The organism is Ensifer sp. NPDC090286, from assembly GCF_044769565.1.
Taxonomy (GTDB): Bacteria; Pseudomonadota; Alphaproteobacteria; order Rhizobiales; family Rhizobiaceae; genus Ensifer.
In genome coordinates this window covers 904536-927588 of record NZ_JBIVYF010000002.1, presented here as the reverse complement: position 1 = coordinate 927588, position 23053 = coordinate 904536, and the positions used below count along the sequence as shown (strand labels likewise).

Here is a 23053-nt window from a genome sequence, read left to right as displayed (position 1 = left end):
GGCGACGCGCGACCAGCTTCTGTCCGTCACACCATTCGTGAGGGCGGATTGTTTCAAGGCTCGGCGCGACGCGACTGGCGGCCTCTCTAACGACCTCACCTGGGATTTCGATTTCTCATTGCTATATGGAATAGAGAGCCGATGGCGAGCAGACGATCGGCGCGAAGGCGGGTGCCCGTGTGCACTTCGGACATCGACGTTTTATGGTCTTTGCCCCTCGCGTAGCCGCACCCCATCCGGTCGAGATACGGCGGGTCGACTGGCAGAAGGCGAGCTGATGGACGAGGCCGTTGCCGTACGCGGCAGTCTTTGGGCGGCGCGTTGTGTCGGCCAGGCGTTCATTTGCGCGAGCCTCATCCTCTGGATGTGAGATGCCGACCCGCGAGTTCTAAGGTCGTAAGAGATCAGGCGATGGGTGAGGTGGTGATCGCAGGCGGCCTATTGGCCGTGGGGCCAAACCGGCATGCGATCGCCGTTGTTTTTCAGGCGCGCTGTTCGAGCCGCACTGCCTCTTTGCCTTGGCGATTTTCACGTCGGATCGCGAGTTTCCGCACCAGGACATAGAACACCGGTGTCAGCACGAGGCCGAACACAGTGACGCCGAGCATGCCGGCGAAGACGGCGATGCCCATGACGTGACGCATCTCAGCGCCGGCGCCCTTTGCAATCACCAGCGGAATGACGCCGGCGATAAAAGCGAGTGACGTCATCAGGATCGGTCTCAGCCGAAGACGGGCCGCCTCGAGTACGGCGGACAGGGGATCGGCGCCTTCGTCCTCCTTCGCTCGCGCAAACTCGACGATCAGGATCGCATTCTTGGCGGCGAGGCCCACGAGAACGACGAAGCCGATCTGCGTGAAGATGTTGTTGTCGCCGCCGGTAAGCCAGACGCCTGCGATCGCGGAAAGCAGCGCCATCGGCGCGATCAGCAAGACGGCGAAGGGCAACGACCAGCTGTTGTACTGGGCAGCGAGAATGAGAAACGCCAGCAGGACCGACAGCGGGAAAATATACATCGCCGTGTTTCCGGCCTGCTTCTCCTGATAGGCGAGCTCCGTCCATTCAAAGGCCATGCCGGGTGGCAGCGTCTCCGCGGCGATCCGTTCTATGGCTGCGGTCGCCTGTCCGAAGGAATAACCGGGCGCCGGTCCGCCACTGATATCGGCCGACGGGAAGCTGTTGTAATGCATGACGCGATCCGGCCCCGAACTGTGCTTGACCGTCAGCAGCGCCGACAGCGGGATCATTGCGCCCGCCGCGTTGCGCACCTTCAACCGGCCAATATCTTCCGGCTGCATTCGGAATGGCGCGTCCGCCTGAACCACTACGCGATAGGTCCGGCCGAAACGGTTGAAATCGTTGGCGTAGAGCGAACCGAGGTTGACCTGTAGCGTTTCGAAGATGGTGTTGAGCGGTACCCCTTGAGACTTGGCTTTCACCCGATCGATGTCCACCTGCACCTGTGGCGCGTTGACCTGAAAGCTTGCGAGCATGCCGGCAAGTTCCGGTGTCTGCATCGCCTTGCCCACGATCGTGCCCTGCGCTTCGGCAAGCGCCTCGAAGCCGAGGCCCGCTCGGTCCTCGACCTGGATCTTAAAACCGCCGGTCGTGCCGAGACCCGGAACGGGTGGCGGCGGGAAGATGCCAGCGAAGCCGTCCGGTATCTGGCTGAACTTGCCCATCAGGCGACCGGCGATCGCGAATGCGGACAAGGAGGGATCCTTGCGTTCATCGAACGGCTTCAGCATCGTGAACATGACGGCGGCATTGGGGATATTAACCATGCCGTTGACCGAAAGCCCCGGGAAGGCGACGACGCTCTCCACGCCTGGTTCGGCGAGCGCGATCTCCGACATCTTTTTGACGACCGCCTCGGTTCGGTCTAGCGATGCGCCTGTCGGCAATTGGGCGATGCCGACGAGGTAGTATTTGTCCTGCGCCGGCACAAATCCGGCCGGCACGGTCTGGAAGCCCAGCCATGTCACGGCGACCAGACCGCCATAGACGAGCAGCACGAGCGCGCTGAGCCTGACTGCACGGCGGACGGACCAGACATAGGCATCCGAAGCGCGCTCGAAGAACCGGTTGAAAAGCCGGAAGAACCAGCCGAACAGGCCGTCGATCACCCGGGTCAAGAGATCGCGCTTCACCGCGCCGTGGTGCGACTTCAGAAGTACGCCTGCAAGTGCCGGGGAAAGCGTGAGCGAATTGACAGCAGACAGGATCGTCGAGATGGCGATTGTGAGGGCGAACTGGCGATAGAACTCGCCTTGCAGGCCGGACAGGAAGGCGGACGGAATGAATACGGCCGAGAGCACGGATGTGATGGCTATGATCGGTCCGGTCACTTCGTCCATCGCCTTGCGCGCCGCTTCCTTCGGCGTTTCGCCAAGCGCGATGTGACGCTCGACGTTTTCGACGACGACAATGGCGTCATCGACCACGATCCCGATCGACAGCACCAGGCCGAACAGCGACAGCGTGTTGAGAGAAAAGCCGAACATGTACATCAGCGCGAAGGTGCCGACCAACGAGATCGGCACGGCAACCAGCGGGATGATCGACGCCCGCCAGGTCTGAAGAAAGAGCACGACCACGATGACGACCAGAACGATCGCTTCGAGCAGGGTCATCACCACGGCCTCCAGCGAGGCCTTCACGAAGACGGTGGGGTCGTAGGCGATGCGATACTCGATGCCCTCCGGAAAACCTTTCTGCAGGTCTTCCATGGTGGCGCGAATGGCGCTTGCCACGTCGAGTGCATTGGCGCCGGGGCTCTGGATGATCTGCAGCGCCAGCGCCGGCTTGCCGTCAAGGAGACTGCGCAGCGCGTAGGAGTCCGCGCCCAGTTCGATACGCGCAATGTCGCGCAGCCGGGTGACCTGGCCATCGGCGCCAGTCTTGACGACGATCGCGCCGAACTGCTCCTCGTTGGATAGCCTGCCGAGCGTGTTGACCGTGACCTGCAGCGCTGCCGACGCATCCGGTTGCTGGCCGACGGAGCCGGCGGCCACCTGAGCGTTCTGTTCCTGGATTGCCGCAACCACATCGGAGGCGGTCAATCCGCGCGCTGCGACCTTGGCCGGGTCGAGCCAGACCCGCATGGAGTATTCGCCGGCGCCCCAGACAAGCACATCCCCCACGCCGGACAGGCGCGCGAGCTGGTCGCGAACCTGCAGCGTGGCAAAGTTCGACAGATAGAGCGGATCGTAGCGGTCGTCGGGGGAGACGAGATGCACGACCATCAGGATGTCCGGCGAGGTCTTCTGCGTCACGACGCCGATGCGCTGAACTTCCTGTGGCAGGCGCGGAAGCGCGCGCGAAACGCGGTTTTGAACCTGAATCTGCGCCATATCGGGGTCGGTGCCCTGCTGAAAGGTCACCGTCAGCGTCATGCGTCCGTCGGTTGCGGCCTGCGAGCTCATGTAGAGCATGTTCTCGACGCCGTTGATCACCTGCTCCAGCGGGGCGGCAACCGTTTCGGCGATCACTTCGGGGCTCGCGCCCGGATAGCTTGCGGTGACCTGCACGGTCGGCGGCGTCACCTGGGGATATTCGCTGAGCGGCAGCTTCAGGAGGGTCAGGCCACCGCCGATCAGCATCAACACCGAAAGAACGACCGCGAAGATGGGGCGGTCGACGAAGAAGCGTGGAATGTTCATCGACGCGCCTCCTGCGAAGCGGCCGCTGCCACATCACCTTCGGCCGCCTCGCCCGACACCATCGAAACCGCCTGCGGGTCCACCTCCATACCAGGGCGGACGAGCCCCTTGACAATGATCTTGTCACCCGGCTTGAGACCGCTTGACACCACACGCAGGCCGTCGATCATCGGCCCAAGCGCAATCGGTCGGTATTCGGCCTTGTTCTCCGGCCCGAGCGCCAGCACGTAGCGGCGCCCCTGATCGGTACCGATCGCCTGATCGTGGATGAGAACTGTGCGGGCCGGCTCCGCGGTTACAAGCTTTACCCGTGCAAAGAGACCGGGCGCGAGCAGCCCATCCGGGTTCGCGACGATCGCTCGAGCCCGGATCGTGCCGGTGCTGCGTTCGACCTGGTTGCTGATGAAGTCGAGAACGCCGGCATGGGGGAAACCGGTATCCGTCATGACGCCAATCCCGACGGGCAGCTTCTCGGTGGCGCCTTCTCCCTTGTCAGGCCGCGCTCGCCCGACAAAATCGAGAAACGTCGCCTCGTCTATGTCGAAGTAGACATAGAGCGGGTCCGTCGAAACGATGGTGGTCAGGAGCGTGGCGGCGCCGGCATTGCCGCCTGAAACCAGGTTGCCCTCGGTCACCCGCACGCGATCGACCCGCCCGCCGATCGGAGCCACGACGCGGGTGAAGGAGAGATCGAGCTCTGCCGCAGCCACTGCCGCCTTGGCAATTTCGACCTCGGCCTGCCGTTGGCGCTGGACGGCTTCGGCATCGTCATAGGTCTTGCGCGACACGGTTCCGTTCGGAACCAGGGTTTTGGCGCGCTGGAACGCGATGTCGGCGTGATCGAGCAGGACGATCGCCTGTTTCAACCGCGCCTTGGCGGCGTCCAACGCGACCCGGAACGGTCGCGGATCTATCTGGAACAGGATCTGTCCTGGTTTCACGAGAGCGCCTTCGGGAACACTGGCGCGGTCGATGGCGCCGCCGACGCGCGGACGCAATTCAACGGATTTTGCCGCCTCGAAATGGCCCGTGAATTCCACCGCCGGCGCGACCTCGCGCGTGACGACCTCGGCGACCGGAACCTTGGGCATGGGCGCACCCGTGGCCCCGGTCGCCGCGACTGCCTCGGACGCACTGGTCGAGGAGGCAAGCGCAAGAAGGCGTCTGGCGAAGGTTCCCGCTCCATCGTCGTTGACAAGGGCAAGCCCTCCAACGGTTGCGATACCGGCTAGAAACAGGGCGGCGGCCTTTTTACTCATTCTCGTTCACCTTCATTTGTTCACGCGCCCGGCCGGAGTGGCCACGGCAGCGATCAGTTCTTCGCGAAGGTGCGGTTTCCAACGATGGAAAGGTCAAGGCCTCCAGAAATTTCTTTCGCTCTTCCTGATGCGAATGATCAGGATCTGCAGGAAAGAGATTGGAAAATCTGGATTTTCGTCTTGTGTGTTCTCCGGTTCCGGCACTCCGGTCGGGGAGCCGCCGCCTACGATTGAGCCGTGCTCTCCACTGGGGCACGACGCCACTCTCATTGGTGTGGTCGCGCCGAAAGTCCCGCCAGGCGATCGGTGCAGGTTCGCCGTCGTATTCAGAGCCTACGGCATCCGAACCCAAAAGCGTCGGCCGTAATCCGACACCCCTTGACCTTACCAGCGCTGGAAGCCGCAGCCTGCGGGCATTTCCGCTTGCCGCCGTCAGAAGCCGGTCGGCGAGCGGATTCGAACTCTCATGAGGAAACATTTGATATGACCGTCAAACGCATAGACATCCGATCGGCGCGGACAAACCTGGAGGTGCATGCCGACCAGACCATTCTCGACGCCGCGCTCGCGGCCAAGCTTCCTTACCCCCATGGCTGCAGGTCGGGGCGGTGCGGCGCTTGCAAGTCTCGGCTGATCGAAGGCGAGGTGGAGCTGCTCCAGCACTCGCCCTTCGCTCTCACCGATGAGGAGAAAGCCGGCGGCCTTATCCTCGCCTGTCGGGCGCTTCCCGTAACGGACACTGCCGTGGCATGGCTTGGAAACGGCGAAGAAGATGCACCTCAGTCGCCGCAACGGCTAAACGGCATCGTGACGCATCTGGAGGACCTCACGCACGACATCAAGCTGGTGCGTATCGATGCCGAGGCTGGGGCGAGTTCGCGCTTCGTCGCGGGCCAATATGCCGATGTCCGCTTCGAAGGGGTCCCGGCCCGCAGCTATTCCATGGCCAATCGACACGGCGATGGCGGTGTGGAGTTCCACATTCGTCATGTCGTCGGCGGCGCGACCTCGCAATATGTGCACGGCGCTCTGAAGGCAGGCGACAGGGTGGCGCTGGAATACCCGATGGGATCTTCGTATCTGCGGGAGAACCATTCCGGTCCGATCCTCTGCATCGCCGGCGGCTCCGGCCTCGCACCGATCAAGTCGATCGTCGAAACGGCCCTTGCCCACGGCATGAAACAGCCGATCCATCTCTACTTCGGCGCACGCAGCGAGCGCGACCTCTATCTCGTCGATCATTTCCATGCGCTCGCCGAGTGGCACGCCAATCTCGTCTTCCGGGCCGTCTTGTCGGAAGCGGATTCGGCAGGATACCGCCGTGGGTTTGTGACGGAGGCCGTGGCCGAGGATCTGTCTGACCTCGACGGATGGAAAGCCTATGTCGCCGGCCCACCGCTGATGGTGGATGCGGCGATGGAGGTCGCCTTTGCGCGTGGCCTGAACCGCTCGGACATGCATGCCGACGTGTTTTTCACGCCCGAGCCGGCGGAATAGCCGCTGTCGGGCGTGAAAACGGGCGGAGCGGCTGCTTAACTCGCGATGTGGAAGCAGCCTGGCGGAAGTTCAGCGAAACTGGGCGCCCGCCATCTCCTCCAGCTGCGGCCTTCTGATTCTGACCTTGTCGACGTTGCGGCCATCCAGGGCGACGACTTCATAGGTCAAGCCACCGAAGCTGACGCTTTCACCCTGGTTCGGCAGATGCCCCAGGCGCCAGAGAACGAGGCCCGCCAGCGTGGAGTAGCGGTCCGCCTCATCCACGAGATCGACGTCCAGCAGCTTTGAGACATGGCGGATATCGATCCACCCGTCGACGAGCAGCGCGCCGTCTTCCTCGTGCTCGACCGTCAACTGGTCGTCATCATCGTCGGCAAAGTCGCCGGCGATGGCTTCGAGCAGGTCGGTCGGCGTCACGAGGCCTTCCATCGAGCCATACTCGTCAAGCACGATCGCGACCTGGAGGGGCGACTGTCGCAGCTGCTCGAGCAGGCGCAGGGCGCTCACGGTTTCATGCACGACCAGTGGCTGGCGAAGCGATCGGTTGAAGTCGATCTTGCCGGTTTCGAGCAGGTCTCTCAAAAGGTCTTTTGCGAGCGCGACGCCCAGGAACTCGTCGAGATTGCCGCGTCCGATCGGGAAACGCGAATGGCCTGTTTCGATGATCTTGCGGCGCAGTTCGTCATCGCTCTCCTCGATATCCAGCCACTCGACATCGAGCCTCGGGGTCATGACCGATTTCGCTGGGCGCTCCGCAAGTGTCAGCACGCCTTCGATCATCTCGTGCTCGACCGGCGTGAACAGCTCGTCCTCGGTCGCCCGCTCCGCGATGACGTCGGCCGTTTCGCCGAGCGACGTGTCGCTCTTGCGTCGACCGAGGAGCGAAAGAACGGCATTCGCGGTGCGCTCGCGCAAGTCACCCGTTGTCATGAACCGCTCGCGGTTGCGGCGGCCGATCTGGTTAAAGGCCTCGATCAGCACCGAGAAGCCGATCGCCGCATAGAGGTAGCCCTTGGGGATATGGAAACCGAAGCCTTCAACGATCAAGGAGAAGCCGATCATCATCAGAAAGCCGAGGCAGAGGATAACAACGGTCGGGTGTTTCGACACGAAGGCCATCAGCGGCTTGGACGCAAGCAGCATCACGCCGACGGCGACGATAACCGCGATCATCATCACGGAAAGATGCTGCACCATGCCGACGGCGGTGATGACGCTGTCCAGCGAGAAGACGGCATCGAGGACGACGATCTGCACGAGGACCTGCCAGAAGACCGCATGCTCCACCTTGCCTTCCTTGTGACCGGCATGGCCCTCGAGGCGCTCGTGCAGCTCCATCGTCCCCTTGAACAGAAGGAACAGGCCGCCGAACAGAAGGATCAGGTCACGCCCGGAGATCTCGGCGCCGAGCACCGTGAACAGAGGCGTGGTCAGTGTCACGATCCACGCTATCGAGGCAAGGAGGACGAGGCGCATGCCCAGCGCCAGTCCGAGACCGATCAGTCGGGCTCTTTCCCGTTGATGCTCTGGAAGCTTGTCCGCGAGGATGGCGATGAAGACGAGGTTGTCGATACCGAGCACGATCTCGAGAACGATGAGGGTGGCGAGACCCGCCCAGGCGGCCGGGTCAGACATCCATTCGAACATCATTGGGTTTAAAGGCCAGCCCTCAAGGCAAGGCCAATCCTTCTATTGTTAAGGGGAAAAGAAAATGCGTCGCCCGCCCGTCTGGCAGACGGCTACGAGTGCAACGGAAGTGACCGCGAAACCGCTTCAGCGGCGCCGCGATTGTAGGGTCTGATAAAGGTTGGTCAGGGTCGGCGTCGTCAGGCATGCCGCGTGGTCCGCCTCGGATGGGCCAGTGAGCGGGCGGCAAGCAGCAAGCCGAACGCGGCCCATCCTGCGCGACCGGAGAGGTGGCGGGTCGCCGTGACCGGATGGGAGACAGGCAATGGGCTTGGTGCAGCTGGGGTCATGAGGAGAGGTTGGTTCTGGTGGGAGGCTGGCTTCCGGGGGAGGGGGATGATCCCCGGAAGCCAAAAGCGGCGTCAAATATCTTCGTCGCCGCCGAAATCCATGTCGTCAGCGGGCGCTTCCGGCTCCGGGGCAGGAGCAGCGGGTTGAGCGGCCTGGGCCTCGTTACCGCCGAACATGCCCGCGATCGCGTTGCCGAGCAGGACGCCACCGGCAACTCCCATCGCAGTCTGTGCGGCGCCCGCGAGGAAGCCGCCGCCGGCGCGCTGTTGCATCGGCTGGCCGTAAGCCTGGCGCTGGTTGCCCCATGGCGAGCTCGGCGCGGCATGGCCATACCCTGCCTGTTGCGGCGCCGGGCGCGGAGGGGCAGCATTGCTGCCGAACATCGAGGCGAAGAAGCCACCGCGCTGCTGGCTCTGCGCGCCGTGCGCTTCCAGTTCTTCGATGCGGCGTTGAGCCGCCTCCAGCGCCTGTTCCTGAACGACGATCGTCTGCGCCATGTAATAGGGCGCGCCCGGCTGCTGGCCGATCCGCTCCTGAATGAAGCGGTCCGCTTGCGCGTCGCGCGGAGCGGATTGGCGCTCCGCCTGGGCGAGCTTGGAGAACAGGCCGTCGATGGCCTGCTGATCATTGCGATCCATGAGATATGTCCTTGATATCGGCGACAGTTATTCTTCGCGCTGGCCGGTGAAATTCAGCAGCAGCTGGAAGATGTTGACGAAGTTCAGGTAGAGGGAGAGGGCGCCAAAGACCGCCAGCTTCTGCTGGGATTCCTGGTCGAAGTTGTCGGCATATTGCTCCTTGATGTTCTGCGTGTCCCAGGCGGTCAGGCCGACGAAGACGACGATGCCGATCACCGAGACAGCGAACTGAAGAGCGCTGGAGCCGAGGAAGATGTTGACGATCGAAGCGATCATCACGCCGATCAGGCCCATGATCATGAACGAACCGAACTTCGCGAGGTCCCGTTTCGTCACATAGCCGTAGAGGCTCGTCGCGCCGAACATGGTGGCGGCGATGAAGAAGGTGCGGGCGATGCTGGCGCCGGTGAAGACCAGGAACACCGAGGCGAGCGACAGACCCATGACGGCGCAGAAAGCCCAGAAGGTCATCTGCGCGGAAGATGCCGACATCGAGTGCATCTTGAACGAGAAGAAAAAGACGAAGGCGAGGGGTGCCAGCATCACCACCCACTTCAGCGGGGTGGAGAAGATCGGCACGTAAAGCGCCGGCGTTGTGCCGACGACGAAGGCGACAAGGCCCGTCACCACGAGGCCGAGGCCCATATAGTTGAACACGCGCAGCATGTGCTGGCGAAGGCCCTCGTCGAGGGCGGCGGCCGAAGCCTGGCTCATACCGCCGAAGCGGTTCTGGTTCTGATACATGAAGGTTTCCTCAGTAAAGTGAGTTCTTGAGAAGCTCGGCCTCGTCGCTGAGGCCGATGCCCGGCGTGCTTGAAACGACGGCATAGGCAACCTCGCCGACCTGCCACCAGGCAGCCTCGGCATTGGATAGGTTGAGGTCCTTCACGGGTTCGACCGCGAAGCGACCGGGCCTGCCGGCGAAAAGTGAAATGACCGTGCCCGCATCGGTCTTGACGCTCATCTCGACGCTGGGGCCGAATTCCGACGGGAACACCTGGACATCGACGACGTTCCAGCCCTTCGGGAGCTCCGGCATGACGATGGCGGTCGCGGCACGAATGTCGTCCCGGTCGTAAGTCTGGACCTCCGGCTGCGACGGCATTCCCGCCCGGACGAGCGAGGTCTGATGGGCGCGGATGGCGTGCTCCACGAAAGCCGGAGGATGGGCCGAGGCGTTAACTTCGCTCGGGCCGACGGCCGAATGGGCAATCCACCCGACCGACACCAGCAAGCCGACCGCAGCAACCTTCTGCAGCGCGTTCCAAACGCGCGCATTGGCCAGGCCAGATGAAAGGCGCCGAGCCGCCTCGCGCGTTTCCGGACGGCCGGCAACGGCGTCCGACGTCATCGCCAGCTTGAGCGTGGTGCGCATGCCAAGGTCGGCCATGACGCGCGCCGCCGCATCCGGGTTCCTGGCAAGCCAGGTCTCGACCCGTAGCCGACCGGTCGCATCCAGCTGATTGTCGATGTAGGCGTCGAGATCGCCATCGGTAATCGTATCGACATCAGTCATTGTCGCCTCCGACTAGCTTCAAATGGTTGGGCTTCTTCCGACCGCTTTCGAAATCTCTGAGCGCCGCCCGTGCGCGCGAGACGCGCGACATCAAGGTCCCGACGGGAATGTCGAGTATGTCGGCCGCCTCCTGGTAGGAGAGGTCTTCGACCGCGACGAGATGCAGGGCTTCGCGCTGCTCTTCCGGCAACAGCATGAACGCTTCGCGAACCTGCGCGAGCCGGACGCTGTGTTCCTGGTGGGCCGGGTAGGACGACGCCGCTTCCTGCGCCGTCTGGCCGTCACGCTGGCCGCGCGACATCGCCGACCGTACGCGATCGATATGGGCGTTGCGAACGATGGAGAAGAGCCAGTTCCGAAGGTTCGCGCCTGACCGGAATGTCGAGCGCCGCTCGTAGGCTCTCACCAGGGCATCATGGACGAGATCTTCAGCGTCGGGCGAATTGCGCGCGAGCGAACGCGCATAGCGCCGCAGCGCGGCCAGCTGCCCAATAACGTCGAAAGCACCCTTTTTCGAATCCATACCCGCATATACGGAGCCGATGCGATTTCTCATCCATGGTCGACGAAAAAAATATCATCCACCCGGACGCGGCGCATTCGGATGGCATATTCGCCATCACAAGCGGAGCGCACGTGCGCTTTGGTCGCCCGGGCGCTGCCCTATGTGCTCGCGGCTAGCGCTTCGAGGGTCGCGGCAAGCAGCATACGCGCACCGTCGATGGAATGCGCGGGCTCGACATATTCCGCTTCGTTGTGGCTGAGCCCATCGCGGCAAGGCACGAAGATCATGGCTGCCGGCGCAACGCGACTGACGAACAGGGCATCGTGGAAGGCACCGGAGAGCATGCGCTTGGTCTTTAATCCAAGCGAGGCGGCGGCGCGATCGAGACAGGCGAGCAGGCCGTCGGAGAAGAGGGCGGGCGGCATGTCGAAGATTTGCCGCGCTGCGCTCTGGCAACCGTTCGCTTTTGAGGCGCTGTCACATGCCTGCCGGACCCGCGCCTCCAGGTCGTCGATGGCTTTGGTCTCCGGGTGGCGCAGATCGACGGTAAACGTGACCGAACCAGGTATCGCGTTCACCGAACCTGGTTCGACTGCGAAGCGGCCGACGGTGAAGCGTGCGCGCGGGTCGCTCGGCATGGCATTCTTGTAAAGTGGTTCAAGCGCGGCAACGGCGGCGGCCATCGGGTCGCGACGGAATTCGAGCGCCGTCGTGCCGGCATGCGCTACCTGTCCATCGATCGTGACCTCCAACCACCGCGTGCCTTGGATGCCGTAGACGATACCAACCGGTATGTTTTCCCGCTCGAGCGACGGGCCCTGTTCGATATGAAGCTCCAGGTATCCGGAGATCGGGAAGCCAAGCGGGCGCATTTCGGCGTCCGGCAAGGCTTTCAGTGTTGCCTCCAACTCGTCGACGAACAACGCGCCATCGCGCCCGCGAAGATCGGACCAGTCCTCGGGGATGGCGCCGGCGGCAAAAGCCATCGATCCCATCGTGCCCGGGGCAAAGCGGCTTCCTTCCTCGTTGGTCCAGGCGACGACCTCAACCGGAAGATCAGTTTCGATGCCGGCATCTTCGAGGCTCTCCATCACCTCAAAGGCCGTCAGGGTGCCGAGTGCCCCGTCAAAGCGCCCGCCGGTCGGCTGGCTGTCGAGGTGGCTGCCGATGACGAACGGCGGGCGATGAGGAAAACGGCCCTCCCGCCTGATGAACAGGTTTGCCATCGGATCCTGAAAGACGCGAAAACCGCGCGCAATCGCGAACTCCGCCAGCATCAGGCGGGAGGCCCGATCTTCCGGCGACAAAGCCTGCCGGTTGACGCCGCCGGCCGGCGTCCCGCCGATCCTTGCGAAATCGTCGAGACGCTTGAGCAGGCGTTTGCCGTCGATCGTTGTTCGAGAGGTCATGGTCGTTCTCACATGTCGCCTTGATCAGCCGTAGGCTGCATCATGAAAGGCGATTTCCAGTTGCTGTGCTCGCCCGAAGATCGCGCTCAGACGCTTGCGCTCGGAAGCGTCGAGCGTGCTGCCGGCCGCATCGAGTTCTTGCTTCAGCCACGTCGCCTGGGCCGCGAACTCATCATCGGCGTGCATTTCCACCCATTCCTTCAAATGTGGATCGGCAAACGATGACCGGACGGCCCTTTTCGACCAGGTCCAGTACATCCACTCGGCCGCGAACATGGCAGCGACGGTATCCAGGAAACCCCCGTTCCGGGCGATCTCCAGCATGCCCGCCCGGAAAGCCTCGACCGCGGCGACATCGAGATCATAGGCGCCGGGATCGATGTTGCGCTCGGCAAAAATCCGTTCGAAGTAGGCGATCTGCTGGTTGGCCAGCGCGTCCAGAACGGCAATCAGCCAGCGCTTCTGTTCGATCGTCTCGGCCTTAGCCGTCGCGAAGGCGAAGATCGAGATCGCGGTTTCCACGAAGGCGCCCTCATAGACAAGATAGCGTTCGAAGACCGGCGTGGGCAGGCGCTCCATGACGATGTCCTCGACGAAGCGATGGTTCACCATCGCTTCGAAGACGGCAGCGTTTTCCCGCAGGATCTGTTGCGAAAGCGTTTCAGCCGCCATAGTCACGCCTCCAGCGCGGGTTCGGCAGCGGCGCGGAAAGCCTTCACTCGCTCGATATCGACCGGGTTCCACCAGACCCCGCCCTGCTTCAGCGACGAGGCGACGATCACGCCGTTGGTGCGTTTGAGGATTTCGACGATGTTGTCCTTGGTCACGCCCGAGCCGACCAGAAGCGGCAGGTTCGTCGCCGAGCCGATCTCCTCGATTTCCTCGATGGTTGCCGTGTTGCCGGTGCGCTGACCGGTGGCGATCACGCCATCGGCGTCGAAGAAGGCGAGGTCGCGCGTCAGTTCCTGGATCGAGCGATCGGCCACGATCGCGTGGGCGCCGTGCTTCACATGGCTGTCGGCAAAGACCTTGATGTGCTCGGCGCGCAGCAGGGAGCGGTAGCGCATCGCTTCTGCGGCCCGCCCTTCCATGAAGCCTTCGTTGGCGACATAGGCGTTGGCCCACTGGTTGACGCGAATGAACTTGGCGCCGCCCGCCATGGCGATGGCAAAGGCCGGGATCGGCGCATTGGCAAGAACGTTGATGCCGAGCGGCACACCCGTCGCCCGGGCGATCCGGTCGGTGACGACCGACATGAAGGCCGCCGTTTCGTGGCCGATATCTTCCGGTTTGGAGAACGGCACGTCGCCGTGATTTTCGATCATCAGGCCATGCAGCCCACCCTCGACCAAGGCCTCGGCATCACGCATGCAGGCGTCGTAGATCGCGGACATATCGGCGCCCCGATAACGCGGCGCACCGGGGAAGGCCGGGCAATGGATCATGCCGATCAGAACCTTGTCAGTGCCGAATATTTCCCTTATGGCGCTTGAGGACTTGTCAGATATTTCCTGCATTTCTCTCCCTTTCGAAGGTATGTTCATGCACGCTTACGTAATCGGTAATGTGACGGTGGACGAGACCATCGCCGTGTCGGAAATGCCGGCCGCGGGCGCATCGATCCACGGTAGCCAGCGGTCCCGGGACCTTGGTGGCAAGGGCGCGAACCAGGCTGTCGTCATGGCCCGTACGGGCCTGCCGACGAGCCTTGTCGCAGCCTTCGGCGACGGTTTTCGCGCCGACATGATCCGCCAGCATCTGGCGAGCGAGCCGGTCGTCAGCAGGCTTGTGCCGGTCCTCGGGAAGTCCACCGACTTCTCGATCGTGCTGACCACGCCGGATGGCGAAAACGTCAACATCACGACCACGGATTCAGCCCAGAACCTCACGCTCGCCGACGCCATCGCTCCGCTGACCGACGCGGTCCCCGGCGACCTTGCCGTGCTCCAGGGAAACCTGTCGGACGAAACGACACGCGGTGTCCTTGAAGCTGCACGCGCTCGCCACATGATCACCGCCTTCAATCCGTCTCCCTTGCGTCCCTATTTCAGTACCCTGTGGCCCTTGATCGACATCGCCTTCCTCAACCAGGGCGAGGCGCAGGCAATGACCGGTACCAGTGGCGAAGAGGCTGCCCGCAAGCTGCTTGCGGCCGGCGTTCGCGAAGTCGTTCTGACCTTCGGCGGAGACGGAGCCATGCTCGTCACCGCCCAAAGCAGTGTCCGGATCGGCGCCGTCGAATGTGACGTCGTCGACACCACGGGCGCCGGCGACACCTTCATGGCGGTGGCGCTCGCATCCGCCGCACTTCGTGGCAGCCGTCTCGATCGCACCGCGATCGAACATGCAACGCGCGCCGCCGCCATCACTGTCAGCCGTCCCGGAACCCGTTCGGCGTTTCCGTCGATCGAGCAGTTGCAAGCGATCCTCGCCGCGCGCTGAGGCTCTTCCCAGCGCGCGGTCCTCGCCGTGCTTAGCGCGCCGTCTCCGTCATCCATGCAAGGATGTTCTTCCAGAGGCGGCCGTAGCCTTCCCACTCGCAGAATGCCGGCGACAGCCAGTGCGGGCCGATATCGGACGTCCAGGCGGCCGTGCGCCCCTTGCCGAAGCCGCCAAGCACGAGCAACGGGTGTCCGCCCTGGTCTTCTGGGAGCCGGGCGATGACCTCGGCTCCATCGCGAACCTCCACTTCGTTGACGCCAAGAAGCAGCGGCCAGCTGCCCGAAAGCCCCGCCATGGTCGGATGATCCGGCTTGACGACCTCGGCAACCGCACCCTCCGGGATTTCGACGCGGTCGTCATAGGGAAGGCAGGTGACCGGAAGCGTGTCTTCGACGGCCGTGCGGCGCCAGCGGGCCTTGCCGTCGATGCCCTGGAAGGAGAAGTAGCCGCCGACCATCAGCAGCGCTCCACCCTTCTCGACCCAGGCCTTGATGAGCTTCAAGCGGTTCGGAACGGTGCGCGAATGCAGCCATACTGCCGGCGGCAGCAACAGCGAGTTGGCGCCGATATCCGACAGGATGATCGCATCATACTGGTCGAGGCCGGCCATCTCATAGGGGAACTGGTCCACGGCGTCGTGTGCGGTCATGTAGGTCAGCTCGAACTCGCTGTCCTTGAGCACCTTGACGAGCGGTTCCGCGCCCAGGTGGAAGGTGACGCTGCCGAACTGGTCGAAACCCTTGTAGTGGGTGGCGGAGCTTACCCAGCTCTCACCGACGAGAAGCACTTTCTTTGTCATGGTCTATCCGTATGTCTTGAATTGCGTTGGGAGCCGATGTCAGGCCCCGGTTTGGAATACCGAGCGGGGATTGTCCCGCATCATTCTGTCGAGCGCGCCGTCGTCCAGTCCGTGCCGTTTGAGGCGCGGCAGGAAGTGGCGCAGGACGTAGGCGTAGCCGTTGCCTCCGTAGTGGCTGAGCATCATTTTCAGGAACACGTCGTGCGAAAGCAGGATGCGGTCCATGTGGCCGGCGTCCACCAGCCTGGCGATCGCCCGTGCCGCCTCTTCGTCGCTCGGGCATTGCACCTGTTGATCGGCATAGAAGAAGTCCATGCCGATCATGTCGTATTCGATGAACGCCCCGCGCTCGGCGAGTTCGCTTTGATAGGCGAAGTCGTCGTGGGACGGGTTCATGTGACAAAGCACGGTGTGGCGCAGATCCGCACCTTCCTCAGCGACGACATCGAGCACCCGATGACCGAGCCGGAACCAGCCGGGCAGGTGCACCATCAATGGCAGGCCGGTCCGGACCTGCGCCCGGGCGGCCCCACGCAGGGACTTCTCCTCCGCTGGGGTGAAATCGGAGGAGACACCGATCTCGCCAATCAGCCCGATTTTCACGCCCGTGCCGTCGACACCGTCGATGGCCTCGCGGACGATGCCGTCGGCGATCTGGTCGACGGTCATGTCGGCGACCTCGGCGGGATGCGAAGAAGCGAGATAGTATCCGGCTCCCATCACGATGTTGAGGCCCGTCGCCCTGGAGATCCGCTGCAAGGCGAGGGGGTTTCTACCGATGCCCTTGCAGGTGGGTTCAACCACCGTGCGGCCGCCTTCAGTCGCGAAAGCCTGCAATTCGGCGATCGCCAGGGGTTCGTCGTCAAGCGTGATGTTATGCTTGTTGACGAAGGGGTCCTGGCGCAGTTCGCCGAGGATCTCTATGCAGACGAAGCCTTCAGCGAGATACTGACGCTCCTTCGTTTGCGGCGCGTTCCACCAGCAGCGGCAATCGTTGAGGATATGCTCGTGCATCAGCGTGATGCCGAGTTGATCCGCGCCGACCGCGCCGTTCACCGTCATCACCTTGCCGGACCGCACATGTCCTTCGGACAGCTCCTTGCTCATGGCGGTCATCTCTTGCCGCCGAAGCGGAAGTTGGCGGTGAAGATCCGGGTGTTGAGCCAGATCGCAACGAGAATGATCGCGCCGGTAACAATCTGGGTGAAGAACGGCGAGATATGCATGAGGATGAGGCCGTTACCGATGACCGCGATCGTCATGGTGCCGAGCACGGTGCCCAGGATCGTTCCGCGGCCCCCCATCAGCGACGTTCCGCCAAGCACCACCGCGGCGATGACCTGAAGCTCGAAGCCGACGGCAGCATTCGACGAGCCGGAGCCGAGGCGCGCGGCGATCAAGAGGCCGGCAAGGGCACAGGCGACGCCGGCGATCATATAGACCGAAGCGATCACCCATTTCGCCGGCATGCCGACGCGGCGGGCGGCTTCCATGTTGGACCCGACGGCCACGACCTGACGGCCGTACTTGGTCGAGGATATGACGACATACCCGGCCACCGCGACCGCAACCGCGATCAGGGCAGGCATCGGAATGCCCAGCAATTCGCCGCGGCCGAGCATGAAGAAGCCGGGAGCATCCTTGATCGGGATCGAATAGCCCTGCGTCAGATAGAGCGCCAAGCCGCGCAGGATCGACAGGCCGGCAAGCGTGACGATGAAGGCCGGAATCCCCTGATAGGCGGTGAACCATCCCTGCACGAAGCCAAGGAAGGCGCCAAAGAAGAGCATCGCGATGACGACGAGAGGCCAGGGATACCCCATCGCCAAGACGATGGCCGCAACCGCATTTACCAGGGCGACCTGCGAACCGACCGAGAGGTCGATGCCGCCGGTGATAATCACCAGCGTCATGGCGACCGCGACGATGAGGATCGGCGCTGCCTGGCGGATGACGTTCAGGATGTTGCCGAGCGTCATGAAGGTATCGGTCGTGGCCGCAAAAAAGACGATGCACGCCAGGAAGAAGAAGGCGATCGACAGGACCTGGGCGTTTTCCGAAAGGAAGTCTGCCGCTGGCGAGCCTTTCGCGCGTTCGGTGTAGGCCGTCATTGCTTGGCTCCTTCCCCGACGATCAGCTTGACGAGGTCTTCCAGATTGGTCTTGCCGATTTCGCGCTCGGCCACCTTGGTGCCTTCGTACATGACGGCAATGCGGTCGCAGACGCGGAACAGGTCCTGGAGGCGATGGGTGATCAGGATGACCGAGACGCCCTTTGCCTTGACCCGGTTGATCAGCGCGAGCACGGCTTCGACCTCCGCCACGGCGAGCGCAGAGGTGGGCTCGTCCATGATCAAGACTTTCGGATTGAACGATGCGGCACGCGCGATCGCGATCGCCTGGCGCTGTCCGCCCGAAAGCTGGGCCACCTTGCCGGTCAGCCGCGGAATGCGGATTTCCAGCGCGTCGAGCATCTTGCGTGCTTCGGCGAGCATGGTCTTCGTGTCAAGGAATGGTCCCTTGCTGATTTCTCGGCCGAGGAAGAGATTGCCGACCACGTCGATGTGGTCGCAAAGGCTCAAGTCCTGAAAGACCATTTCGATATTGCGGTTGCGCGCATCCGCAGGTCCTGAGAACCGGACGTCTTCGCCTTCCAGGGTGATGGTCCCGCCATCGGGGATGTAGGTTCCCGAGATGACCTTCGTCAGCGTCGATTTGCCGGCGGCATTGTCGCCGACGAGGCCAAGGCATTCGCCGGGATAAATATCGAGGTCGACGCCGCGCAGCGCCTGGTGCGATCCGAACGTCTTGACGATCCCCTTGAGGGACACGCGGGGGCTGACACCGGTGCGGGAGGGCAAAGCCCCCCCGACACCAGCGACAGCGGGAGGATGCTGTCTTTCAGTCGTCATCATTTGAAGATCGCCCGATATGGCTCGACGTTGTCCTTGGTGACGATCGTTACCGGCACGGCGATGGTCTTTTCGACGCTGCCGCCGTCAGAGACCTTCTTCAGAGCGTCGACGGCGGCGGCGCCCATGGCAGAAGGATCCTGCTGGATCACGGCGGTGACATAACCTGCGTCGATGCCGGCGATCGCCTGGGCGGTCAGGTCCCAACCGAAGACCTTGACGCTATCCTGCTTGCTCTGGCTTTCAACCGCGGCGATCGCGCCCATCAGGGCCGGCTCGCCGGTCGCATAGATCGCGGTCAGGTCGGGGTTGCCGGTGATCAGGTTCTCGGCGGCCGCAAGCGCGTTGTCCTGCACGTTCTGTCCATCGACGACGCCGGCCGAGCTGATGCCGTCGACATCCTTGATCGTCTTTTCAAATCCTTCCTGGCGAACGTTCTGGATGAACGAGTTAAGCGCGCCGACGACACCGATCTTGGCTTTGCCATCGGCATTGGCCTTGATGTAGTCGAGGAAGAACTTGCCCATGTCGGCGCCCGCCGTGGCGTTATCGACGCCGATCTGCGCCTTCTGCGGGCCTTCCGGAAGGATCGCATCGATGGCAACGACGGGGATCCCGGCTTCGGCCGCCTGGTTGACCGCCGGCATGATGCCGTTGACGTCGATTGCGACGACGGCGATGCCATCGACCTTCTGCTGGATATAGGTCTCGATCGCACTGTTCTGCGCGGCCGGGTCGTTGTTGGCATTGAAGATGACGAGCTTCGCGCCGGCAGCGTCAGCGGCCTTCTGCGCGCCTTCGTTCATCTGGTTGAAGAAAAGCGCCTGCTGGTTGATCTGCACGAGTGCAAAGGTCTTTTCGGCTGCAAGGGCTGGCGAAAGAGCCGCGCCGAGGGTCGTCAACGCCGTGAATCCAAGCGTGGCGATTAGGGTCCTGCGTTTCAAATTCCAGTTCATGTTCTCATCCTCTGTTGGTTCTCCATTGCGTGATTTATCGTTTCGCCGGCGGAGCAACGGATTTCCGCACGACGATTTCGACTGGCAGGAGCTCTTCGACGAGAGCTTGCTTGCCCTGCCAGTTTGTTTCGAGAAGAAGGGAGAGGGCGCGCTCGCCGATCGCGCGGACCGGCTGGCGAATGGCGGTCATGGGCGGACCGAAAAGATGCAGCGGGCCGACATCGTCGAAGCCGATGACAGAGACATCGTCGGGAACGGACACCCCCTGGTCACGGAAGACCTCGATCATGCCGATGGCGATTTCGTCCGAGCTGGCGAAGATCGCCGTTGCCGGGCGGCCTTCCTCGATGAAGCGTTTCGCCGCCTGCCGGCCAAAGGTCACGGTGTAATCGCCGGCGTATTTTGACAGCCGGAAATCGTCGCCGAACGCATCGCGCAGCGCCCGCTCAAGACCGTTGAAGCGCCGACGCGAGCTGATCATCGCTTCGGGACCGCCGACGAAGAGCACATCCCTATGCCCGAATTCGGCCAGATGCCGGCCGGCGAGCGATCCGCCCATCTCGTTGTCGCAGAACAGCTTCGGTGCCTGGGCGCCCGGGACGTCTTCGTCGGCGATCACGACTTTGCCGGTGCGGTTTATCAAGGTGGCGAGTTGACCGTCATCCGGGTGGTTGGTGACGAAGATCAGGCCATCGACGTGATTGCGTTCGATCAGTTGGAGATAGGCGACCTCACGACCGGCCCGGTTCAGGGTGGCGTAAAGCGAGACGGCAAGACCGCGGGTATCCGCCTCTTCTTCGACGGCTGCCACGAGCGTCGCGAAGAAGGGGTTGGCAATATCAGGAACGACAAGACCGATGGTATCGGAACGACCGCGGCTAAGCCGGCGGGCATGCGGGTTGGGCTGGTAATTGAGGTCGCGGATCGCATCCGAGATCCGCTTCTTCGTTTCGAAGGGCAGGTCGAGCGATCCGTTCAGCAGGCGCGACACCGTCGTTACGGAAACGCCGGCAGCTCGGGCTACATCCTTCAGACCTGTGACGCGTCGTGTGGTCACCTTGGCTCCATCCCTTGCCGTTGTAAACCGATTTACTAAAACGCTTTACAATAAGATTTCGAGTTTCATGGTCTGTCAAGAGACTTTCTCGGACGCGGCGGTGGCGCGCGTATCTGGCCACGGATCTGGGACGATTGGCGGCGGCGAAAAGACCGAAAGACCGATACCGTTTGCTCGTGAGAAAACAGCATCTTGGCGCTGCGAGGCGGGAACAAATCAGCGCCCTGATCGATTGAGCGATCATGGAAAACAAGGTTCTTTGGGCAGTGCTGATGCTGCTATCCCCCGCCGGTCTGGCCAATGCCCAGACGCTTCAGCCCGAAGCCATCGACCGCGCGTCGATCACGCCCACATCGCTGGAACGGAAGATCGAGACCTCGGACACGCCAGATCCCGCCATCGTCCGGCTTCAGGTTCTTCTCGATCGGGCAGGGGCTTCGCCCGGCGTGATCGACGGTTTCGCCGGCGAGAATGTCGCCAAGGCGATTGCCGCCTTCGAGACCATGCAAGGTCTGCCCGCTGACGGAAAACTGGGCGCCGATGTCATCGGACGACTGTCGGACCAGACGACTGTGGTCGAGCCCTATGTCATCTCCGAGGACGACGTCAAAGGGCTGGTGGCTGAGATTCCCGAAGACTATTCCGAGCAGGCGAAGATGGATCAGCTCGGATACACGAGCGTCGCCGAGAGGCTGGCAGAGCGCTTCCACATGGATATCGATCTCCTCAAGGCACTCAATCCGATTTCAGCGTTCTCGGTCGGTGATACGGTCTCCGTTGTGAACCCAGGGGCGCCGAGGCAAGGAACGGTCAAACGCATCGAAGCACACCGGCGGACCGGTCAAATCTTGGCGCTTAGCGCCGATGGCACGCTGATCGCGGCCTATCCGGCGACGATCGGCAGCCGGGAGACACCGTCTCCTTCGGGAACGCACAAAGTCAAAGGCGTCGCCCGAATGCCGCCCTACGTCTACAATCCCAGGATCAACTTCAAGCAGGGCGACAACCGAAAGGTCCTGACCTTGCCGGGTGGCCCGAACGGGCCGGTCGGCACCGTCTGGATCGATCTCTCGAAGCCCACCTACGGAATCCACGGGACGCCGGAGCCTTCGATGATCGACAAGTCGGGATCGCACGGATGCGTTCGCCTGACCAACTGGGATGCGGAGGAGTTGGCGGCGATGGTCAAGCCTGGCGTCACCGTCAAGTTCGTCGACTAAGCTACCGAAGACGCTCAGGAATTTCCGAATGCCAAAAAGCGAAATCGACCACCGACCACGCCGGAGATCGTTCGCGCAATTCCTAAGTCGACGCTTCAGCGGATACGCGTCTGAACGCGCACGATGTTCATCTGAAGCTCGTGGCTGGTTGCGTATCTGCCAAGCACCTTGATCAGGCGCAGCTCTTCGGTTTTGTGAATACCGGTCCGCCGGCAGTAATCCGCAACATCCCAGATATGCTTGATCTGGGAGTTGTCGACTGTTCGAACATCCGTGTGTTTCATTCCGTGCCTCCCCTAACCCAACACAACGTTTGGAGGCCGGTTTGGTTCCGCCAGGATAGGTTCCTGGCGGTTATCGCCTATGCGGGCAGGGGCATAGTGGATGAGCGACGGCTACAGGGTGCAGAGCGAGCGCGTCGTAGGGGTCAGCCTTGAAACCTCGATCCTTCGCCAGCACTGGCTATCCATTCGAGGAAAGACCTCACTGGTCCACCTGACGTCGTTGCTCAACCGCTCCTGATGGCGTGAAAAGCCGTCCTCGTCCTCATGCATTTCAAACCAGGCAAACACCGTCTCGCCTTCACGGACGGGGAGCCTCGGGAAGGCATTTGCGCTGCGCTCGGTGACGAAAACCGCATCGATTCGAGCGCCGGCTTCTTCGAGGATCGGCAGCGCCTCGGCGATGAAGAATGCGGCGAAACGGTCCTCCGTGCCGGGGGCCAGCGAGCAGATGTTCACAGTGACGAGACCTTTGGCCGACCGTGTCTCCTTCTCCCTTGCAAGATTGCGAGCAAACGGCTGTGTGCCGGCGACAGGCTTCAGCAGCAATACGTTGTCCGAGTTGAGCATCGTCTCGTTGGCTAGAGAGCCATGCTCCTTCCAGACCGACCCAGAATAGAAGGCCGCCAACGCCTCCGTTCGCGTCTCCATGTCCGCAAAGGACCGTACCCAGACGAAGGCGTTGGGGTCACCGCAGTCGCGGAATTCACCTTCGACACGCATTCCAAGCGCTTCCTGCGGGTCGACGAATTCGCGGTCGAACAGATCGATCAGGCGCTCCCTTCCGCCGGGATGAAGTCGGTAGCGGCGAAGTTCGTAAACGGCGTGCGGTTTCATGATTCCTCCAAAACAGGTCGATTGTCCTGTTTTTAATAACAGGTTGATCGACCTGTTTTGTCAAGGCATTATCTGAATCGGATTTTC

General features: G+C 62.5%; 21 protein-coding genes. 3 read left to right on the top strand and 18 right to left on the bottom strand.

The window, feature by feature from the left end; genetic code table 11:
• Positions 1–482 precede the first annotated feature (482 nt).
• Positions 483–3662, bottom strand: a complete 3180-nt coding sequence (locus ACIQUG_RS14425) for an efflux RND transporter permease subunit (protein ID WP_402322696.1) — start codon at positions 3660–3662, stop codon at positions 483–485.
• The gene (locus ACIQUG_RS14420; RefSeq protein ID WP_402322693.1) at positions 3659–4921 is read right to left on the bottom strand and encodes an efflux RND transporter periplasmic adaptor subunit; all 1263 of its coding nucleotides are present in this window, start codon (positions 4919–4921) and stop codon (positions 3659–3661) included. The genes ACIQUG_RS14425 and ACIQUG_RS14420 overlap by 4 nt, the downstream gene beginning before the upstream one ends.
• Before the next feature lie 483 nt (positions 4922–5404).
• Here ACIQUG_RS14420 and ACIQUG_RS14415 point away from each other — a divergent pair, with 483 nt between their 5' ends.
• Complete coding sequence (locus ACIQUG_RS14415; protein ID WP_402322690.1) at positions 5405–6418, top strand: 2Fe-2S iron-sulfur cluster-binding protein; 1014 nt, start codon at positions 5405–5407, stop codon at positions 6416–6418.
• Between the two features lie 69 nt (positions 6419–6487).
• Here the strand turns inward: ACIQUG_RS14415 and ACIQUG_RS14410 are convergent, their stop codons facing one another.
• The 8 genes from ACIQUG_RS14410 to ACIQUG_RS14375 form a co-directional block, all read right to left on the bottom strand.
• Entirely contained in the window at positions 6488–8068 is a 1581-nt protein-coding gene (locus ACIQUG_RS14410; RefSeq protein WP_402322687.1) for a TerC family protein, read from the bottom strand.
• A gap of 398 nt (positions 8069–8466) precedes the next feature.
• Complete coding sequence (locus tag ACIQUG_RS14405; protein WP_402322684.1) at positions 8467–9033, bottom strand: DUF2076 domain-containing protein; 567 nt, start codon at positions 9031–9033, stop codon at positions 8467–8469.
• A gap of 27 nt (positions 9034–9060) precedes the next feature.
• On the bottom strand, positions 9061–9777 hold the full coding sequence (locus tag ACIQUG_RS14400) for a Bax inhibitor-1/YccA family protein (protein WP_043621199.1): 717 nt from the start codon (positions 9775–9777) through the stop codon (positions 9061–9063).
• Between the two features lie 10 nt (positions 9778–9787).
• Positions 9788–10549: an anti-sigma factor gene (locus ACIQUG_RS14395; protein ID WP_043621197.1), complete on the bottom strand. Its 762-nt coding sequence runs from the start codon at positions 10547–10549 to the stop codon at positions 9788–9790.
• Positions 10542–11072 carry a sigma-70 family RNA polymerase sigma factor gene (locus ACIQUG_RS14390; RefSeq protein ID WP_402322680.1) on the bottom strand — a complete coding sequence of 177 codons (531 nt, stop codon included), beginning with the start codon at positions 11070–11072 and terminating at the stop codon, positions 10542–10544. Before ACIQUG_RS14390 ends, ACIQUG_RS14395 begins: the two co-directional genes overlap by 8 nt.
• Positions 11073–11212: 140 nt before the next feature.
• A complete protein-coding gene (locus ACIQUG_RS14385) occupies positions 11213–12463 on the bottom strand; it encodes a Zn-dependent hydrolase (RefSeq protein WP_402322677.1) in 1251 nt (416 codons plus the stop codon).
• Between the two features lie 24 nt (positions 12464–12487).
• On the bottom strand, positions 12488–13135 hold the full coding sequence (locus ACIQUG_RS14380) for a TenA family protein (RefSeq protein ID WP_402322674.1): 648 nt from the start codon (positions 13133–13135) through the stop codon (positions 12488–12490).
• 2 nt (positions 13136–13137) lie between these two features.
• The gene (locus ACIQUG_RS14375) at positions 13138–13980 is read right to left on the bottom strand and encodes a BtpA/SgcQ family protein (RefSeq protein ID WP_043621188.1); all 843 of its coding nucleotides are present in this window, start codon (positions 13978–13980) and stop codon (positions 13138–13140) included.
• Between the two features lie 25 nt (positions 13981–14005).
• On the opposite strand from ACIQUG_RS14375, the gene ACIQUG_RS14370 reads away from it, so the two are divergent.
• Positions 14006–14905 carry a ribokinase gene (locus ACIQUG_RS14370; RefSeq protein ID WP_402322670.1) on the top strand — a complete coding sequence of 300 codons (900 nt, stop codon included), beginning with the start codon at positions 14006–14008 and terminating at the stop codon, positions 14903–14905.
• A gap of 31 nt (positions 14906–14936) precedes the next feature.
• Here the strand turns inward: ACIQUG_RS14370 and ACIQUG_RS14365 are convergent, their stop codons facing one another.
• Genes ACIQUG_RS14365 through ACIQUG_RS14340 form a run of 6 tightly spaced genes read right to left on the bottom strand, consistent with a single transcriptional unit; the run spans position 14937 to position 20628 of the window.
• A complete protein-coding gene (locus ACIQUG_RS14365) occupies positions 14937–15704 on the bottom strand; it encodes a glutamine amidotransferase (RefSeq protein WP_402322667.1) in 768 nt (255 codons plus the stop codon).
• A gap of 39 nt (positions 15705–15743) precedes the next feature.
• Positions 15744–16811 (bottom strand): phosphotriesterase, encoded by a 1068-nt coding sequence (locus ACIQUG_RS14360; protein WP_402322664.1) that lies wholly within the window; start codon positions 16809–16811, stop codon positions 15744–15746.
• A 5-nt stretch (positions 16812–16816) separates the two neighbouring features.
• A complete protein-coding gene (locus ACIQUG_RS14355; RefSeq protein WP_402322661.1) occupies positions 16817–17815 on the bottom strand; it encodes an ABC transporter permease in 999 nt (332 codons plus the stop codon).
• Positions 17812–18615 carry an ATP-binding cassette domain-containing protein gene (locus tag ACIQUG_RS14350; RefSeq protein ID WP_402322658.1) on the bottom strand — a complete coding sequence of 268 codons (804 nt, stop codon included), beginning with the start codon at positions 18613–18615 and terminating at the stop codon, positions 17812–17814. Before ACIQUG_RS14350 ends, ACIQUG_RS14355 begins: the two co-directional genes overlap by 4 nt.
• Positions 18615–19571, bottom strand: a complete 957-nt coding sequence (locus ACIQUG_RS14345; RefSeq protein ID WP_205236507.1) for a substrate-binding domain-containing protein — start codon at positions 19569–19571, stop codon at positions 18615–18617. Before ACIQUG_RS14345 ends, ACIQUG_RS14350 begins: the two co-directional genes overlap by 1 nt.
• Positions 19572–19605: 34 nt before the next feature.
• On the bottom strand, positions 19606–20628 hold the full coding sequence (locus tag ACIQUG_RS14340; RefSeq protein ID WP_402322654.1) for a LacI family DNA-binding transcriptional regulator: 1023 nt from the start codon (positions 20626–20628) through the stop codon (positions 19606–19608).
• A gap of 242 nt (positions 20629–20870) precedes the next feature.
• Between ACIQUG_RS14340 and ACIQUG_RS14335 the strand changes: the two genes are divergently transcribed.
• Positions 20871–21848: a L,D-transpeptidase family protein gene (locus ACIQUG_RS14335; RefSeq protein ID WP_402322651.1), complete on the top strand. Its 978-nt coding sequence runs from the start codon at positions 20871–20873 to the stop codon at positions 21846–21848.
• Positions 21849–21943: 95 nt separating this feature from the next.
• Here ACIQUG_RS14335 and ACIQUG_RS14330 read toward each other — a convergent pair whose 3' ends face one another.
• Complete coding sequence (locus tag ACIQUG_RS14330; protein ID WP_043621173.1) at positions 21944–22132, bottom strand: hypothetical protein; 189 nt, start codon at positions 22130–22132, stop codon at positions 21944–21946.
• A gap of 111 nt (positions 22133–22243) precedes the next feature.
• Positions 22244–22966: an NIPSNAP family protein gene (locus ACIQUG_RS14325; RefSeq protein WP_402322647.1), complete on the bottom strand. Its 723-nt coding sequence runs from the start codon at positions 22964–22966 to the stop codon at positions 22244–22246.
• Positions 22967–23053: the final 87 nt, after the last annotated feature.